Source organism: Clostridium carboxidivorans P7 (assembly GCF_001038625.1).
Classification (GTDB): domain Bacteria; phylum Bacillota; class Clostridia; order Clostridiales; family Clostridiaceae; genus Clostridium_AM; species Clostridium_AM carboxidivorans.
This window is the reverse complement of record NZ_CP011803.1, coordinates 4,550,994-4,567,691: the sequence shown is the minus strand read 5'-3', so window position 1 is coordinate 4,567,691 and position 16,698 is coordinate 4,550,994. Positions and strand designations below refer to the sequence as shown.

18 protein-coding genes are annotated in these 16,698 nt (G+C 30.9%); 12 read left to right on the top strand and 6 right to left on the bottom strand.

Annotated features, from left to right (window positions below; genetic code table 11):
- Nucleotides 1–18: 18 nt before the first annotated feature.
- The 11 genes from Ccar_RS20450 (at nt 19) to Ccar_RS20400 (ending at nt 9,388) form a co-directional block, all read left to right on the top strand.
- Nucleotides 19–246: an acyl carrier protein gene (locus tag Ccar_RS20450; RefSeq protein ID WP_007059822.1), complete on the top strand. Its 228-nt coding sequence runs from the start codon at nt 19–21 to the stop codon at nt 244–246.
- Nucleotides 247–283: 37 nt separating this feature from the next.
- A complete protein-coding gene (fabK, locus tag Ccar_RS20445; RefSeq protein WP_007059823.1) occupies nt 284–1,231 on the top strand; it encodes an enoyl-[acyl-carrier-protein] reductase FabK in 948 nt (315 codons plus the stop codon).
- 14 nt (nt 1,232–1,245) lie between these two features.
- Nucleotides 1,246–2,187, top strand: coding sequence for an ACP S-malonyltransferase (fabD, locus tag Ccar_RS20440; RefSeq protein WP_007059824.1), 942 nt, complete (start codon nt 1,246–1,248; stop codon nt 2,185–2,187).
- Nucleotides 2,187–2,933 carry a 3-oxoacyl-[acyl-carrier-protein] reductase gene (fabG, locus tag Ccar_RS20435; RefSeq protein ID WP_007059825.1) on the top strand — a complete coding sequence of 249 codons (747 nt, stop codon included), beginning with the start codon at nt 2,187–2,189 and terminating at the stop codon, nt 2,931–2,933. The genes fabD and fabG overlap by 1 nt, the downstream gene beginning before the upstream one ends.
- A 27-nt stretch (nt 2,934–2,960) precedes the next feature.
- Nucleotides 2,961–4,199: a beta-ketoacyl-ACP synthase II gene (gene fabF, locus Ccar_RS20430; RefSeq protein ID WP_007059826.1), complete on the top strand. Its 1,239-nt coding sequence runs from the start codon at nt 2,961–2,963 to the stop codon at nt 4,197–4,199.
- A 1-nt stretch (nt 4,200) separates the two neighbouring features.
- Nucleotides 4,201–4,719: an acetyl-CoA carboxylase biotin carboxyl carrier protein gene (gene accB / locus Ccar_RS20425; protein ID WP_007059827.1), complete on the top strand. Its 519-nt coding sequence runs from the start codon at nt 4,201–4,203 to the stop codon at nt 4,717–4,719.
- 29 nt (nt 4,720–4,748) lie between these two features.
- A complete protein-coding gene (fabZ, locus tag Ccar_RS20420) occupies nt 4,749–5,210 on the top strand; it encodes a 3-hydroxyacyl-ACP dehydratase FabZ (protein ID WP_007059828.1) in 462 nt (153 codons plus the stop codon).
- Entirely contained in the window at nt 5,203–6,549 is a 1,347-nt protein-coding gene (locus tag Ccar_RS20415; RefSeq protein WP_007059829.1) for an acetyl-CoA carboxylase biotin carboxylase subunit, read from the top strand. Before fabZ ends, Ccar_RS20415 begins: the two co-directional genes overlap by 8 nt.
- Before the next feature lie 40 nt (nt 6,550–6,589).
- Nucleotides 6,590–7,459, top strand: a complete 870-nt coding sequence (gene accD / locus Ccar_RS27485) for an acetyl-CoA carboxylase, carboxyltransferase subunit beta (protein ID WP_007064808.1) — start codon at nt 6,590–6,592, stop codon at nt 7,457–7,459.
- Between the two features lie 42 nt (nt 7,460–7,501).
- Entirely contained in the window at nt 7,502–8,347 is an 846-nt protein-coding gene (locus Ccar_RS27480; protein WP_007059832.1) for an acetyl-CoA carboxylase carboxyltransferase subunit alpha, read from the top strand.
- 93 nt (nt 8,348–8,440) lie between these two features.
- Nucleotides 8,441–9,388 (top strand): phosphoglycerate dehydrogenase, encoded by a 948-nt coding sequence (locus tag Ccar_RS20400; protein ID WP_007059833.1) that lies wholly within the window; start codon nt 8,441–8,443, stop codon nt 9,386–9,388.
- Between the two features lie 88 nt (nt 9,389–9,476).
- On the opposite strand, the gene Ccar_RS20395 is transcribed toward Ccar_RS20400, so the two are convergent.
- The 6 genes from Ccar_RS20395 to asnS form a co-directional block, all read right to left on the bottom strand.
- Nucleotides 9,477–10,676, bottom strand: a complete 1,200-nt coding sequence (locus Ccar_RS20395) for a S8 family serine peptidase (RefSeq protein ID WP_007064809.1) — start codon at nt 10,674–10,676, stop codon at nt 9,477–9,479.
- A 94-nt stretch (nt 10,677–10,770) separates the two neighbouring features.
- Nucleotides 10,771–11,664, bottom strand: coding sequence for a selenium metabolism-associated LysR family transcriptional regulator (locus Ccar_RS20390; RefSeq protein WP_007059836.1), 894 nt, complete (start codon nt 11,662–11,664; stop codon nt 10,771–10,773).
- Between the two features lie 182 nt (nt 11,665–11,846).
- Nucleotides 11,847–12,278 carry a DMT family transporter gene (locus Ccar_RS20385; protein ID WP_007059837.1) on the bottom strand — a complete coding sequence of 144 codons (432 nt, stop codon included), beginning with the start codon at nt 12,276–12,278 and terminating at the stop codon, nt 11,847–11,849.
- Nucleotides 12,279–12,383: 105 nt separating this feature from the next.
- Nucleotides 12,384–12,872, bottom strand: a complete 489-nt coding sequence (locus Ccar_RS20380) for a dUTP diphosphatase (protein WP_007059838.1) — start codon at nt 12,870–12,872, stop codon at nt 12,384–12,386.
- Between the two features lie 400 nt (nt 12,873–13,272).
- Complete coding sequence (locus Ccar_RS20375) at nt 13,273–13,518, bottom strand: TM1266 family iron-only hydrogenase system putative regulator (protein ID WP_007059839.1); 246 nt, start codon at nt 13,516–13,518, stop codon at nt 13,273–13,275.
- 19 nt (nt 13,519–13,537) lie between these two features.
- A complete protein-coding gene (gene asnS, locus Ccar_RS20370; protein WP_007059840.1) occupies nt 13,538–14,929 on the bottom strand; it encodes an asparagine--tRNA ligase in 1,392 nt (463 codons plus the stop codon).
- 787 nt (nt 14,930–15,716) lie between these two features.
- Here asnS and Ccar_RS20365 point away from each other — a divergent pair.
- The gene (locus Ccar_RS20365) at nt 15,717–16,697 is read left to right on the top strand and encodes a ParM/StbA family protein (protein WP_007059841.1); all 981 of its coding nucleotides are present in this window, start codon (nt 15,717–15,719) and stop codon (nt 16,695–16,697) included.
- The last annotated feature ends 1 nt before the right edge of the window (nt 16,698 follow it).

Sequence of the window (16,698 nt, the reverse complement as noted above, 5' to 3'; positions counted from 1 at the left end):
AAATTGGGAGAGAATTAAATGGTATTTGACAAAATAAAAAGGATAATAGAGGAACAACTGGGAATGCAGCAAGATAAAATTACAATGAATACATCTTTTGAGGAATTAGGAGTAGATTCATTGGGATTTTTTCAAATAGTAATAGAGATAGAAGAACAATTTGGAGTACAGATAGAAGATGCAGAAGCTATAACAACTGTAAGTGAAGCTGTAAGGTTTGTTGAAGAAAAAACAAAAGGTATGTAACGTAATAAAAAATTATTGATGTTTAGGAGGAAAAACTATGATTAATTCCAAATTTGCGCAAATGGTGAAGATAAAATATCCTATTATTCAAGGTGGGATGGCTCGAATTGCTGATAGTTCTTTAGCAGCAGCAGTGTCTAATGCTGGAGGTCTAGGAATTATTACAGGCAATGCACCAGTAGAATGGGTGAGAGAAGAGATACGTAAAGCAAAGAAGCTTACAGATAAACCATTTGGAGTAAATATAATGTTACTTGGAGAAACTGCAGAGGCAGTAGCTAAAATGGTTTGTGAAGAAGGTGTTAAAGTAGTAACTACTGGAGCTGGAAACCCTGGAAAATACATAGACATGTGGAAAGAATATGATATAAAGGTTATACCTGTAGTTGCATCTGTAGCATTAGCTAAAAGAATGGAGAGAGCTGGTGTAGATGCTGTTATAGCAGAAGGATGTGAGTCAGGAGGCCATGTAGGTGAACTTACAACTATGGCGTTAGTTCCACAAGTTGTAGATGCTGTAAGCATACCAGTAATTGCAGCAGGAGGAATAGGAGATGGAAGAGGAGTAGCAGCAGCATTTATGCTTGGAGTTGATGGAATACAAGTGGGAACAAGATTTTTAGTTGCTCATGAATGTATAGTTCCAGAGGCTTATAAGCAAAAAGTATTACATGCAAAAGATATAGATACTCAAGTTACAGGAAGGCCTACTGGACATCCTGTTCGTGTTTTAAGAAACAAACTTACAAGACAATTTCAGTTACTTGAAAAAGAGGGAGCTCCAATTGAAAAGTATGAAGAATTAGGAAGAGGAGCACTTTCAAGAGCGGTAGTAGATGGGGATGTAGATAATGGTTCTGTAATGGCAGGGCAAATATCAGGACTAGTATGCAAAGAACAAAGTTGTGAAGAAATAATACAGGAAATGTTTAGCGAAGCAGAAAAACATATATCAAGAGTAGAAAAGATGTTTGGAATTGAATAAAAGAGGTGGAAAAAATGAGTAAAGTAGCTTTTTTATTCTCTGGACAAGGAGCACAATATGTAGGAATGGGTAAAGAGTTATATGATAACTTTGATGTTTGCAAGAATATATTTAACAATGCAGACGAAGCACTAGGATTTTCTATAAGTAGTATGTGTTTTGAAGGACCAGAAGAAGAATTAAATAAAACAGAAAATACACAGCCAGCAATTTTAACTACAAGCATAGCTGCTTTGAGAATATTACAAAGCAATGGAATAAAAGCAGATGTTACTGCAGGACTAAGTTTGGGAGAGTATTCAGCACTTGTTGCTAGTGGTGTACTAGAATTTACAGAAGCAGTAAGCTTAGTAAAAAAAAGAGGCAAGTATATGCAGGAAGCAGTACCAGAAGGTGTAGGTGCCATGGCTGCTATTATAGGACTAGATGAAGATAACATAAGAAAAGTATGTGATGATTGTAAAAGTATAGGTATAGTTGAAATAGCTAATTTAAATTGTCCGGGTCAGGTAGTAATTGCAGGAGAAGCAAAGCCATTAGAAATTGCCTGTGAAAAGTTAAAAGAAGCAGGAGCTAGAAAAGCTATAATGCTTTCTGTAAGTGGACCTTTCCATACATCTATGTTAAAGCCAGCAGCAGAAAAATTGGAAAAGGAATTACAAGATGTATCTATAGGAAACTTTTCTATTCCTGTTATAACTAATGTTACAGGAGAAGTTGTAGATAATAAGGATGAAGTAAAAGGCTATTTAAAGAAACAAGTTATGAGTACAGTGTTTTTTGAAAAAAGTATAAGAAGAATGATAGATATGGGTGTAGATACTTTTATAGAAATTGGACCTGGAAAAGTATTAAGTGGCTTTGTTAAGAAAATAGATAGAAAAGCTACAATTTTAAACGTTCAGGATGTAAAATCACTAGAAAGTACTATTGAAAAGTTAAAGGAGAATAGCTAATGGAAGATTTAAAGGGTAAAACGGTAGTAGTTACAGGTGCAAGCCGAGGCATTGGTAAAGCTATAGCACTTAAATTAGCTGGACTTGGAGCTAACATAGTAATTAATTATAGAAGTGAATCAAAATCAGCAGAAGATTTAGTTGAAGAAATAAAAGCTCTAGGTGTTAAAGCTGAAGCAGTCCAGGCAGATGTTAGTTCCTTTGAAGGAGCTAAAAATCTTATAGAAAAGGCTGTTGAAGTTTTTGGAAGAATAGATATTCTTGTAAATAATGCAGGAATAACTAAAGATGGATTACTTCTTAGAATGAAAGAAGAAGACTTTGATAAAGTAATAGAAGTAAATTTAAAAGGCGCATTTAATTGTATAAGGCATGTGAGTTCTGTAATGTTGAAACAAAAATGTGGTAAAATAATAAATATATCTTCTGTAGTAGGAATAGCAGGTAATGCTGGTCAAGTAAATTATTCTGCTGCAAAGGCAGGAATAATAGGAATGACTAAATCTGTAGCAAGAGAGCTTGCTTCAAGAAATATAACTGTGAATGCTGTAGCACCAGGGTTTATTAAAACTAATATGACAGAAGTTTTATCTGACAAAGCAAAGGAAACAACATTAAAAGGTATACCACTAAAACGATTTGGAACAGCTGAAGATGTAGCAAATGTAGTAGCATTTTTATCACTGCCATATTCAGATTATATTACTGGTCATGTGATAAATGTAGATGGCGGAATGGTTATGTAAATTAAATTAGAGGTTGGTGAATTAATTATGAAAAGAAGAGTAGTAGTTACAGGACTTGGAGCGATAACTCCAGTTGGAAATGACGCAAATACATTCTGGGATAATATAAAAAATGGTGTTTCAGGTATAGATTTTATAAAATGTTTTGATGCAGAAAATTATAAAGCAAAAGTTGCAGCAGAAGTTAAAGATTTTGACCCAAGTGAACATTTAGACAGAAAAGAATCAAAAAGATTTGATAGATTTTGTCAGTTTGCTATGGTTTCAGCAATGGAAGCTGTAGAAGATTCTAAACTTGATATTGAAAGTGTAGAGAAAGAAAGATTTGGGGTAGTTATTGGTTCAGGTATAGGTGGAATAGGAACTATAGAAAAACAACATTCTGTGTTAGAGGAAAAAGGACCTAACAGAATAACTCCTTTATTTATACCAATGATTATAAGTAATATGGCTGCTGGAAATATAGCTATAAAATTTGGAGCTATGGGACCATGCAGTAATATAGTTACAGCCTGTGCTACAGGTACAAATTGTGTGGGTGAAGCTTTTAGAATGATTAAAAATAATCTTGCAGATGTAATGATAGCAGGTGGAACCGAAGCATGTATTACACCATTGTCTATGGCTGGATTTGCTGCAGCAACTACTTTAACTAAGAGTACAGATCCTAAAAGAGCATCTGTTCCTTTTGATAAGGAAAGGGATGGATTTGTAATGGGAGAAGGTTCTGGTATATTAATATTGGAGTCTTTAGAACATGCTCAAAAAAGAGGAGCTAAAATATATGCAGAATTAGTTGGATATGGTTTTACATGTGATGCATATCATATGACATCACCAGCACCAGGTGGTGAAGGTGCAGCAAGAGCTATGAGCCTTGCTATAGAAGAAGCTGGAATTGAAAAAGAAGAAATATCTTATATAAATGCTCATGGAACAAGTACAAAAATAAATGATAAAGTTGAAACAGAGGCAATTAAAAAAGCTTTTGGAGATTATGCTAAGAATGTACCTATAAGTTCTACAAAATCAATGACTGGACATTTATTAGGAGCAGCTGGAGCAATAGAAGCTGTAATAAGTGTTAAAGCTTTAGAAGAAGGAATCATACCGCCTACAGTAGGATATGAAGTTCAAGATGAGGAATGTGATTTAGATTATGTTCCAAATAAAGCAAGAAAAGCGGATCTTAAATATGTTATGTCCAATTCTTTAGGTTTTGGTGGACATAATGCAGTAATTTTATTAAAAAAGTGGAGTGAGTAAGATGGACTTTAAAGCAATTGAAGAAATGGTTAAAACTATGGATAATTCTAAATTAGGTTATTTAGAAGTTAACTGGCATGGAATTTCTATAGTTATGAGAAAGCAGGGAGAACCTGATTGTACAAGACACACAGAAAATAGTAATACATTAGTGGAAGAAAAAAAGTTAGCTATAGATGAAGTTGTAGAAGAAAAAAAATCAGAAGAAAAAGTTAAAAATGAAACTGAAAAGTTAGAAGAAAACAAAGAGGATGAAACTGTAATAAAGGAAGACTTAAATGTAAAAGAAGTTGTATCACCTATAGTAGGAACTTTTTACAGATCATCAAGTCCAGATAAACCAGCTTTTGTAGAAGTAGGAACTAAAGTTAAAAAGGGAGATACTCTTTGCATTGTAGAAGCTATGAAACTTATGAATGAAATTCAAAGTGAAGTAGATGGCGAAGTTGTTGAAATTTTAGTAGAAAATAATCAAATGGTTGAATATGGTCAGCCTATGTTTAAAATAAAGGCTAATTAGTTCCTAAAAAATCGCTAGGAGGAAAAATAATGGACAATAACATAGAGTTTAATGTTAATCTAGGAATAAAAGAAATAAAAGAAATTATTCCACATAGATATCCTTTTTTATTAATAGATAAGGTAACGTATATGGAGCCAGGTAAAAAGGTAGTAGCTTATAAGAATGTGACTATGAATGAATACTTTTTTCAGGGACACTTTCCACAGGAACCTGTAATGCCTGGGGTACTTATTGTGGAATCATTGGCTCAAGCAGGAGCAGTTGCTATATTGAGCCAAGAAAATTTTAAAGGTAAAATTGCTTACTTTGGAGGAATAAATAAGGCTAAGTTTAGAAAAAAGGTAGTGCCAGGAGATATACTAAGATTAGAAGTAGAAATGATAAAAATTAAAGGACCTGCAGGCATAGCTAAAGGCATAGCATATGTGGATGATAAGAAGGCTTGTGAAGCTGAAGTAATGTTTATGATAGGTGATGCAAGTGTTTAGTAAGATATTAATTGCAAATAGAGGCGAAATAGCAGTTAGGATTATAAGAGCTTGCAGAGAGATGGGTATAGAAACTGTAGCGGTTTATTCTGAGGCAGATAGAGATGCACTACATACTCAACTAGCAGATGAAGCTGTATGTATAGGTCCTGCTGCAGCAAAGGATAGCTACCTAAACATACAGAATATTATAAGTGCTACAGTACTTACAGGAGCAGAAGCTATTCATCCAGGCTTCGGGTTTCTATCTGAAAACAGTAAGTTTGCAAAAATGTGTGAAGAGTGTAATATTACATTTATAGGACCAAATGCTGATTGCATAGATGATATGGGAAATAAGTCTAATGCGAGAGATATTATGATAAAGGCAAAGGTACCTATAGTTCCAGGATCTAAAGGTGCAATAAAAGATGAAAAGCAATTGTTAAAGGTTGCAAAAGAAATAGGATATCCAGTAATGGTAAAAGCATCTGCTGGAGGTGGAGGAAGAGGCATAAGAGTAGTCTATGAAGAAAAAGATCTTATAAAAGATTATGAAAATGCTAAGGCTGAAGCAGAAGCTTCATTTGGTGATGGAACTATATATGTTGAAAAGTTTATAGAAAAACCAAGACATGTAGAGATTCAAATACTTGGAGATAATCATGGTAATGTAGTATATCTTGGAGAAAGAGATTGCTCTATGCAAAGAAGAAATCAAAAGGTACTAGAAGAAGCACCATGTCCTATAATGACAAAAGAACTTAGAGCAAAAATGGGAGAAACAGCAGTCAGAGCAGCAAAAACAGTAAAATATAATAGTGCAGGTACTATAGAATTTTTGCTTGATAAAAATATGGATTTTTACTTTATGGAAATGAACACTAGAATACAAGTAGAACATCCTATAACAGAAATGGTAACTGGAGTGGATTTAATAAAAGAACAGATTAAAATTGCAGCAGGTGAACCATTAAGCTTTTCTCAAGAAGATATAGAGATAAAAGGCCATGCTATAGAGTGTAGAATAAATGCTGAAGATGCTTCTAGGAACTTTATGCCATCTCCAGGAAAAATTGAGGGTTTATATTTACCAGGTGGTTTTAATGTGAGGATTGATAGTGCGGTATATTCAGGATATAAAATACCTCCATACTATGATTCTATGATAGCAAAACTCATTGTATATGGTAAAGATAGAGAAGAAGCTATATGGAAAATGAGAAGAGCTTTAGGAGAATTTATTATAGAGGGCGTTAAAACAAATATTGATTTTCAGTTTGAACTTATAAATGATGAAAATTTTATAAAAGGAACTTATGATACAAGATTTATTGAGAATAAAGTTAAGAGTTCATAGCAAATTTTTTGCTATGAACTTCTAACTGGAGGTGACTAACTTGTTAAATAATCTATTTAAGAAGACAAAATATATTACTGTAAGTCAACAGTCATTAAGAAAAGCAGATGAAGAAACTAAGCCTAGTATTCCTAATGGTATGTGGGTAAAGTGTGATGGTTGTGGAAAAGTTTTGTACAAAAATGATCTTGAAGATAGCAACCAAGTATGTAAGCAATGTGGGCACCATTTTAGGATGGATGCAATAGAAAGAATAAAATTTATAATAGATAGAAATACATTTGAAGAATTTGATAAGAATATAACTTCAGCAAACCCATTAAATTTTAAAGGATATGAAGAGAAAATAAAAAAAATGCAAAATGCTACAGAATTAAATGAAGCTGTGGTTACAGGTAAAGGAACTATTTTTGGTGAAGAAGTAGTTATTTGTGTTATGGATAGTCATTTTATGATGGGAAGTATGGGTTCTGTAGTTGGTGAGAAAATTGCAAGAGCTGTAGAAATGGCAATAGAACTTAAACGACCTATAATAATTTTTACTACTTCTGGTGGCGCTAGAATGCAAGAAGGTATGTTTTCACTTATGCAAATGGCTAAAGTAAGTGCAGCACTAGGAAAATTAAGTGAAGCAGGACTTTTATATATAACTGTACTTACAGATCCAACTACAGGAGGTGTAACAGCTAGTTTTGCTATGCTTGGAGATATTATACTTTCTGAACCAGGAGCTTTAATTGGTTTTGCTGGCAAAAGAGTTATAGAGCAAACTATAGGTCAAAAATTGCCAGAGGGTTTCCAAAGAGCAGAATTTTTATTGGAACATGGATTTATAGATAGTATAGTTCATAGAAATGATTTAAAGGGAACTCTTAAAAAAATACTTATGATTCATGATAAGAATAGGTAGTTTTAGAAAAGTTATATTTTCTAAGGAAAGGAAGTTTGCTTTATGGAGAAATTAGAGAAAGTACAGCGTATTTTAAGTAAAAAACTTGATAATAAAACTGCTTGGGAAAAACTATCTTTAGCTAGGATGATAGAAAGACCTACAGCGCTAGACTATATAGAAAGAATATTTGATTCCTTTATAGAATTTCATGGAGATAGATGTTTTTCAGATGATGCATCAGTAGTTGGAGGTATAGCATTATTAGATGGAATGCCTGTAACTATAGTTGCACACCAAAAAGGAAGAAATACAGCAGAAAATATAAAACGAAATTTTGGATCTCCACAGCCTGAAGGGTATAGGAAAGGTTTAAGGCTCATGAAACAAGCTGAAAAGTTTGGAAGACCAGTAATATGTATGGTGGATACTCAAGGGGCTTATTGTGGAAAAGGAGCAGAAGAAAGAGGTCAGGGAGAAGCTATAGCTAAAAATCTTTTGGAAATGTCAAAATTAAAAACTCCAGTAATTTCAATTGTAATTGGAGAAGGTGGAAGTGGTGGTGCATTAGCATTTGCAGTAGCAGATGATGTATGGATGCTAGAAAATTCAGTGTACTCTGTACTATCTCCAGAAGGATTTGCAAGTATATTATGGAAAGATGCTTCACGTGCTAAGGAAGCAGCAGAAGTTATGAAAATAACAGCTAAGGATTTAAAAGAATATGGTATTATAGATAAAGTAATAAAAGAGCCTTCAGGAGGAGCACATAAAGATGTAGAAAAAATGGCTGCATCTATAAAAGAAGAGTTGGTAGAAAAAATTGGTGTGCTAAAAAAACAATCTATAGAAGAACTATTGGATAAAAGGTACAGCAAATTTAGAAATATGGGAAAATACGTGGAATAGTAATTAACTAATTAAACTATTTAAAATAATTTATTTGTTTAGAGTGGCTTTTGGTAGAAAAGGCTACTTTATTTTTAAAATTGGGGTGTAATTATGAAAAATAAGGTTCTATTTACTTATGATTATGGTGCAGATAAAATGGAAGAAATCAGGGGCTTAGGTTATGATGTAAAAATAATTAATGAAAAAGATGCAAAGTATAGTAACGATTTAGAAGATATTGAAATTTTAGTCTGTTATAACCCATTTAAAACATTGGATATAAGTAAAATGAAGAAATTAAAGTGGATTCAACTTTCTAGTGCAGGAATAGATCAGCTGCCAATTGACTATATAATAAATAGTTCCATTAGCATAAGTAACAATAGAGGTGGATATAGTATTCCTATGGGTGAGTGGATTGTATTAAAGGCATTGGAATTGTTAAAACGCAGTAGCAAATTCTATGAAAATCAGAAAAATAAAGTATGGAAAATAGATACTACAGTATTGGAATTATTTAATAAAACAATTGGATTTATAGGTACAGGTAGTATTGCCCGGGAAGCAGCAAAAAGATTCTCAGGATTTGGTGTAAAAATATTAGGATTAAATACTAATGGCAGACCTGTTGATAATTTTGACAAATGCTTTTCAAACAAGAATATTGATGAAATGTTAGGATTATGTGATGTAGTGGTTATTACAATACCATATACTGATGAAACTCATCACCTTATTAATGAAGATAAGTTTAATAAAATGAAAAATGGAGTATATTTAATAAATGTAGCAAGAGGGTCTATAATAGATGAAAATGCACTAATAAAGAATATTGAGAAAGGCAAGATAGGTGGAGCTGCATTAGATGTAGTAGAAAAAGAGCCTTTAGATATAAATAATCCTTTATGGAATTTTGATAATGTTATAATAACTCCACATAATTCATGGATATCAGAAATGAGAAATGCTAGAAGATTTAATTTAATATACGAAAATTTAAAAAGATATAAAAGTAATGAAAAGCTAATAAATTTAGTTGATTTAAATAAGGGATATTAGTAGTGGTTAAATAAGCATACTTAGATTGTAATTTCAAAATCAGTCTAAATATGCTTATTTTAATTTATAAACTAATATTGCAAAAGTTTTAAGAGAACAGTCTATCTAGATCTAATATTCCAGCTCCTTGAAGCCATTTAGGTATTTCTAAAAGATTACAGCATGTTTTTATAAGAGAAATTAAATCTTTAAAAGTTAAGTTAGGATTGCTTTCGTATAGTAGAGCGCAAATGCCACTTATATAAGCAGCCGCACAGGATGTGCCAGTATAGCAAGTATAAGGAGTTTCTAAAGATTGAGGATATATTTTTGATCCATTTCTTTCTGATATATAATTTTTATTTGTATTTAATGAACATATATTTACAGCTGCTGCACATGTATCAGGTTTTTCTAATTTAGAAAATGGTCCGCTAGATGAATATTTATATGGTTTAAAGTCATGTTTAGTGGTATCTATACCACCTACTGTGATACAGTTATCTAAAGTAGCAATACCTGAAATACTGCATTCTGAATTACCGTTATTACCTGATGGAACTACAATTGTTAAATTGTAATTATTAGATGCTATCTTAAAAAGTTGTTCAAATAAGGAAAGCTTAAAATAATCATTTGAGATTAGTTCAAATGGAAGGCATATTACTTTTATGTTATATTCTCCACATTCAGAAATAATAGTTGCTATAGAAAATAATATATCAGATATATAACCTTTACCTAGACTATTAAAAGCCTTGATACAATATAAATGGCTATTTTCAGCTATTCCTCTATAAACACCTTTTGATAAATAACCACTGCCAGATATTATACCGCTCATGAAGGTTCCATGTCCATTATCATCATACGGATAATTATAATTATTTAAAAGATCTGTGAATTTTTTGATTTTATTGTTAGGTGTCAATAGATCAGCATGAGGATAAACACCACTATCAACTAATCCTATACCTATATTCTTACCAGTTAATTTATACTTTTTTTGAAATGATATTTTATTAGAAGAAGCTATGTCATTACCACACAATAGTGCATAGTCATCAAAAGTTACATAATCTACTTCAGGATATTCTATAATTCTCTCTATAGCATTAGATGAGAGAATAGTAGAAATACAATTGATGTAAGGAATAAAGTGAATTAGATTTCCTTTATATGTTCTTATTTTCTTTTCAATAACTTCCGGTAGAGATTTGCAATGTATTATAATTCTATAACTTTTATAATGTTTATTGGCTATGGCAATTTTTAGGTTTTTATCTAATTTATTTTTTATAGAAAACATCTAAAGCTCCTTAAAAATTAATTCCATATATATATTATAATGTTAACATTAAATATGTGTGCTTAAGAATAATTAATTTTTAGGAGCATATGTGCTAATCAAATTTAAAGTGATTTTTACATAAATTAAAGAAAGCTTTAGATGTTGGAGTAAGTGTTCTTTTAGAACTTAATATTAAATAAATATATCTTTTTAAATATAAATTTTCTATAGCGGTTTCTTTTATAAGGCCATAGGATATATAATCTCTAAATACTTGGCTAGAGACTACAGATATACCTAAACCTTGTCTGACAAATTGAAGCAAGCTATCTAAATTATTAACTTCAAAGCATATTTCCATGTTAGATGTATCAAATCCTTGTTTTTGCAGAGCATCTTCGAAGGTTTTTCTTGTAGCAGAACCTTCTTCTCTTAAAACAAATGGATACTTTAACAGCTCCTCTATTTTTATAGAACTTGGTAGGTTAAATTCTGGTGCTGATATTACGATTAAATCATCCTCAATTAGTTTATAGCTTTTAATTTTTTCATCATTAACTAATTCACCAATAATGCCTAATTCACAGTCAAATTTAATAATGTTTTCAATTATTTCTCTAGAGCTTCTTTCCATTACATCAAAAGAGACCTCAGGATACAAAGTGTGAAAATTTTTTATTAAAATAGGTACTATTGTATTACAAGGAGTAGTACTAGAAGCTAATTTAAGTTTTCCACTAACTGTTTCATTGAATTTGGCTAGATTAGAAATAGCTTTATCACGTGCATTTAAAATGTCTATAGCATAATTTAGAAATGAACTTCCAGCTGGTGTTAAAAGCACTTCTTTTGAAGTTCTATCAAAAAGCTGTATTTTAAGTTGCTTTTCTAAACTAGATATATGTGAGCTAATAGCAGGTTGTGATAAAAAACAAGCATTTGCAGCTTTAGAGAAGCTTTTAAATTTTGCCACATTTATAAAAGCTTCTATTTGTTTAAAATCCATATAGATTATCCCCCCGTAATAGATGTTGTCTTAATATAATAATATTGAGTAAAATTTATTAATTGGTATAAAATGTATCACCACTATTTTTAGAAGTGGGAAAATCATTATAATACCAATTCATAGAACATAAATATTACATTATACATTATATCCTTATATTTCGTTTAAGTCTAATATATTTAACCTTTCCATTTAAATATTACAATACCTAAAATCATTATACAAATTCCAATTATTTTAGTAATGTGAAATTTAACTTGAGGTGCACCAAAAAATCCAAAGGCATCTATTAAGGCGGCAGCAGTTAATTGAGCTACTAGTATTGTTGCAATGGAGTAAGTAGCACCTAAGCTTGCAATACCCTCCATTACGGTGAAAGTAATAATAACTCCAAGAAAACCACCTAATAAATATATTTTATTGCAATGCTTTATGTTGCTAAGGCTTCCATTACCCAAAAGAAATAAGGTAATTAAAGTTAAAGCAAAACCTGTACCTTGAACTATGGCATTAGTTTCCCATAATCCTATTTTTTCTCCGAGTCTTGTATTGAAAACTCCTTGAAGACTCATAGATATACCTGCTATTATTGAAAATATTATACCCAACATTTTAAAATCACCATCCTAAGATTATTTTAACCATAATTAATTAGTATTATTAATTATGGTTAAAATAAAAGACCTATAATACTTATAGGTCTTAGTAGAGATATATTAATATCCCTCATCCTGTCTTTTGTGATTAATAGAATTTTTAATAAGGTAAGCATTTTCTATGTCTTCTATGTTAAAATCAAGGCTTTTTCCTAGAGCAAGAAAGTCTTCAAATAAAGTTATGTAATTATCTTTAGAAGAACAAATAAAAAAATCATTTATGTCTACATACAGATTTAAAAATTGAGCAACTATATCATATTGAGAGTCTTTAATAGCTATATTGTTTATGTTTTCAAAGCTTTTTTCCAACCCTAGACTTAGTATAAAATGAAGACAATCAACAAATTCTTCTAAAACAATGTTTCGATTTGAGGCTGATTTAGAGCTCCAATATTTAAAACATTTAGTTTCATTAGCAAGTTCTGCAAGTTCTACTTGAAGTGCTAATACTTTTTTGGACAACAAAGAAGTTTGATCAAGTTCATGTTCTTTTTCTATACGTTCATTTAAATTTTGTTGTAAGTGAAATAATTTTTCCAGATTCATATAATAAGGCCGCCTTTCCATATCCTTATAATTAAGTATAATAACATTAAGTTACCTTTAGATAAATACTTCCTACTTATATATTCTATCGAAAATTAATAAATATTGAAATGACCAGCAAACGGTTACATGAAATTTTTTTTTAATTGTTAAAAAAATTTGATTTTTTAGGATAATTAGACTTAATATTCAAATAAAATGAAAGAGAGAGCTGTCTAATTTATACAGAAAACTCTCTCTTTAAACTTAATTGTATATTAAATTTCATTTTATTTAAGCAATACTTTCATGATAGTGATATAAATTCCATAAGGAAATTTCAACTTTTAGTTCTTTAATAAATCGTATCTTAGTTATTTTAGTAATAATGAATTATCTTGCTTTTCTCCAAAATGAAGTGTTACTTCCTTGTTATAGCAGATTTTACATTAACGCCTTCAATTTTACCTAATTTCCCAGTCATGGCACTTATGTTGTCTGATGTACCATCAACAATTAATGATATAACTGATATGTTCTTTTCCTTATAAGGAATTCCCATTCTTCCAACAATTATGTTTGCAAAAGAATGAAGTATGCTATTAACTTTTGATGCATTTTCAAGATCTTCTATAACTATGCCTACAACACCAATCCTTTTTTCCATGTTATTACCTCCGAGTTTATTAGAACTCAGCAGAACCTGTTGTTCTTGGGAATGGAATTACATCTCTTATGTTAGACATTCCAGTTATATACATTAAAATTCTTTCAAATCCTAAACCAAAGCCTGAGTGTTTTGTTTCACCATATTTTCTTAATTCAAGGTACCACCAGTAGTCTTCCTTGCTAAGTCCCATTTCATCAATTCTCTTTTCTAATATATCTAATCTTTCTTCCCTTTGACTTCCACCTACTATTTCACCAACACCAGGTACAAGTAAGTCAGCAGCAGCAACTGTTTTTCCATCCTCATTTGCTCTCATATAAAATGCCTTTATATCCTTTGGATAATCTGTTACAAATATAGGCTTCTTAAATACTTTTTCAGTTAAATATCTTTCATGTTCAGTTTGAAGGTCAATTCCCCATTCTACTGGGTATTGGAATTCATGGCCAGATTTTTTCAATATGTCTACAGCTTCTGTATATGAAATTCTACCAAAGTCTGAATTTGCAACATTATCTAATCTATCAAACAATCCCTTATCAATAAATGAGTTGAAGAACTCCATTTCCTCAGGTGCATTTGCAAGCACATATTTTATTATGTACTTAACTAAGTCTTCAGCTATGTCCATATAATCCTTTAATTCTGCAAAGGCCATTTCAGGTTCTATCATCCAGAATTCAGCAGCATGTCTTGCCGTATTTGAATTTTCAGCTCTAAATGTTGGTCCGAAAGTGTAAACATTTCTAAATGCAAGAGCAAAAGTTTCTGCAGATAATTGGCCGCTTACTGTAAGATTTGTCTCTTTTCCAAAGAAATCCTTTGAATAATCTACTTTGCCATTTTCGTCTTTTGGCACGTTTTCTAAATCTAAAGTGGTTAATCTGAACATTTCTCCAGCACCTTCGCAGTCGCTTCCAGTTATTAATGGTGTATTAGCGTATACGAAACCTTTTTCTTGAAAGAACTTATGAACAGCAAATGCAGCTACAGAACGAACTCTAAATACTGCTGAAAAAGTATTACTTCTAGGTCTTAAATGAGCTATAGTTCTTAAATATTCAAGTGAATGTCTTTTCTTTTGTAATGGGTAATCTGAAGAAGATTTTCCTTCTACAGTTATTTTAGTAGCTTTCATTTCAAAAGGTTGTTTTGATCCAGGTGTAAGCACTATAGTGCCTTCAACTGACAAAGAAGAACTAATAGCAAGTTTTGTTACATCTTTAAAGTTTTCAAGACTGTCGTCAAAAACTACTTGGATGTTCTTAAAAAATGATCCATCATTTATCTCTATAAAACCAAATGATTTAGAATCTCTTACGGTTCGTACCCAACCAGATATTTTTACAGGTTTATTGGAAAAATTTTCAGTTTCCCTATATAAGGATTTTACTAATGTTATTTTCATAAATTAAATTCCTCCTAAAAATATAAAATTTAATTATTATTTAAATAAATACATGTAAAAAACCTTCCATCCATAAAGGGACGAAAGGCTTTAATTTAGCAGTAACACCTAATTTGTCAAAAATGACTAACTTAAACAGTAAAGAAAATTTCTTTACTTACCAGTAGTAAGGCATTGACTACTTCTAAGCCTACTATCCAATGAGGAGTTAGATCAGAAACTTAAGGTTGTTATTAAATGTAAACTAAATATTTATGATTTAACTTAATAAACGGCTAAAAATAAAGGTTACATTTGCTAGTCTCGTCATTACTTTTTATTATACACTTTATTCTAAAATTATAATATCTATACAATTATATGTCAACGTTTATATTATAGATACTTAAACCAATATATAGGTCTAAAGGCTATAGTATATTCCTTTAATTTCTATTATTGCCAGTGGGTATTATAATATGCTTTAAATAAAGTGATTTTTACTTTTTTATTAAAATACATAGTTTCAAAAATATATGTAGTATTATTGCCTTGTAAATATTAATTTTCTTTTTCAAGGTTAGTATATCATAGAACAGAGGAATTGGCTATTAAGTGGATTAAGGTATAAATATAAGTAGTTAAATTACATGGATTTACGTAATTGTATCTATAGTGTAGATATAGTGTATCTACAAAATAAGATTATGAAAATATATTTTTACAATATTTGTATAAAAAGTAATTGATTTGCACCTACATTTAGAGTACAATGTAGATACGAAAATAATTTAGAGGAGTGATCAAAATGGCTGAATATATAATGGCATTAGATGCTGGAAAATATGCTGTTAAGGCTATTGGCAGAAATTCTAAGGGGTTAACTTCTGATATAAAGAAGGTGAACATTAGAACTAAGATATACGAGCTAAAAAATGGATATATAGATGCAGAGGGAAAATCATATAAGGTAGTGTTTAATGGTGAAGAACTGATTGTAGGTGAACAAGGTGAAACTAAAAGCTATGAAACATCAAAAACGTTGTTCATACATAAAGTATGCACTTATACAGCCATTACTCAATTTTTAGAACCTGATACTAAGGATAACAAAATAAGTATGGTTCTTGCGTGTCCTATAAGTGTGTTAAAGGTTGAAAAGGCTAAACAAGAATATAAAGATTTCATAAAAGGTAACGGAATTATAGAAATAAATGTAGATGATAAGGATTATAGCTTTGAAATTTCAAATGTAATGATAAAGGCTGAGGGGTCTGGAATAGTTTATTTATCTCCTCATTTATTTAAAAACAAAAAAATAGGAGTAGTTGATTTTGGAGGATTAAATTTTACATTTTCTCTTTATACTGATGGTATTTGTATGTCGCCTTCATCTGATCGTTTTGTGGAGGAGTTTGGTGCAATAAAATTAATCAATTATGTAGCTGATGATTTAACAGGTTATAAGAGAGGCAATATAGTTAAATTCGAGGTGGCAGAAAGAGCACTTAATGTTGGTTATATGTCTAACTTTGGACAGATAGATAAGGAAAGTCAGGAGGTTATTGAGGAGAGCAAGAATCGGTTTTTTGATGAAGCTTGTGATCAGATTAGCAGGCATGGGTTTCGTATTGAAGAATTAGATGGCTTAGTATTTATAGGTGGTACTACCCAAAAGTTAGTTGAAGCTATAACAAAGAAAATTCCTAATTCATTCATAACAGCTGATCCACAATGGTCAACTGTAGAGGGTTTATATAAAGTGGCATATAAGAAATATATTACCTAGG

Excerpts from the sequence above, each read along its gene's own strand:
- Ccar_RS20450 (WP_007059822.1), top strand. The coding sequence starts at position 19 with ATGGTATTTGACAAAATAAAAAGGATAATAGAGGAACAACTGGGAATG.
- fabK (WP_007059823.1), top strand. The coding sequence starts at position 284 with ATGATTAATTCCAAATTTGCGCAAATGGTGAAGATAAAATATCCTATT.
- fabD (WP_007059824.1), top strand. The coding sequence starts at position 1,246 with ATGAGTAAAGTAGCTTTTTTATTCTCTGGACAAGGAGCACAATATGTA.
- fabG (WP_007059825.1), top strand. The coding sequence starts at position 2,187 with ATGGAAGATTTAAAGGGTAAAACGGTAGTAGTTACAGGTGCAAGCCGA.
- fabF (WP_007059826.1), top strand. The coding sequence starts at position 2,961 with ATGAAAAGAAGAGTAGTAGTTACAGGACTTGGAGCGATAACTCCAGTT.
- accB (WP_007059827.1), top strand. The coding sequence starts at position 4,201 with ATGGACTTTAAAGCAATTGAAGAAATGGTTAAAACTATGGATAATTCT.
- fabZ (WP_007059828.1), top strand. The coding sequence starts at position 4,749 with ATGGACAATAACATAGAGTTTAATGTTAATCTAGGAATAAAAGAAATA.
- Ccar_RS27480 (WP_007059832.1), top strand. The coding sequence starts at position 7,502 with ATGGAGAAATTAGAGAAAGTACAGCGTATTTTAAGTAAAAAACTTGAT.
- Ccar_RS20400 (WP_007059833.1), top strand. The coding sequence starts at position 8,441 with ATGAAAAATAAGGTTCTATTTACTTATGATTATGGTGCAGATAAAATG.
- Ccar_RS20395 (WP_007064809.1), bottom strand. The coding sequence starts at position 10,676 with ATGTTTTCTATAAAAAATAAATTAGATAAAAACCTAAAAATTGCCATA.
- Ccar_RS20390 (WP_007059836.1), bottom strand. The coding sequence starts at position 11,664 with ATGGATTTTAAACAAATAGAAGCTTTTATAAATGTGGCAAAATTTAAA.
- Ccar_RS20385 (WP_007059837.1), bottom strand. The coding sequence starts at position 12,278 with ATGTTGGGTATAATATTTTCAATAATAGCAGGTATATCTATGAGTCTT.
- Ccar_RS20380 (WP_007059838.1), bottom strand. The coding sequence starts at position 12,872 with ATGAATCTGGAAAAATTATTTCACTTACAACAAAATTTAAATGAACGT.
- Ccar_RS20375 (WP_007059839.1), bottom strand. The coding sequence starts at position 13,518 with ATGGAAAAAAGGATTGGTGTTGTAGGCATAGTTATAGAAGATCTTGAA.
- asnS (WP_007059840.1), bottom strand. The coding sequence starts at position 14,929 with ATGAAAATAACATTAGTAAAATCCTTATATAGGGAAACTGAAAATTTT.
- Ccar_RS20365 (WP_007059841.1), top strand. The coding sequence starts at position 15,717 with ATGGCTGAATATATAATGGCATTAGATGCTGGAAAATATGCTGTTAAG.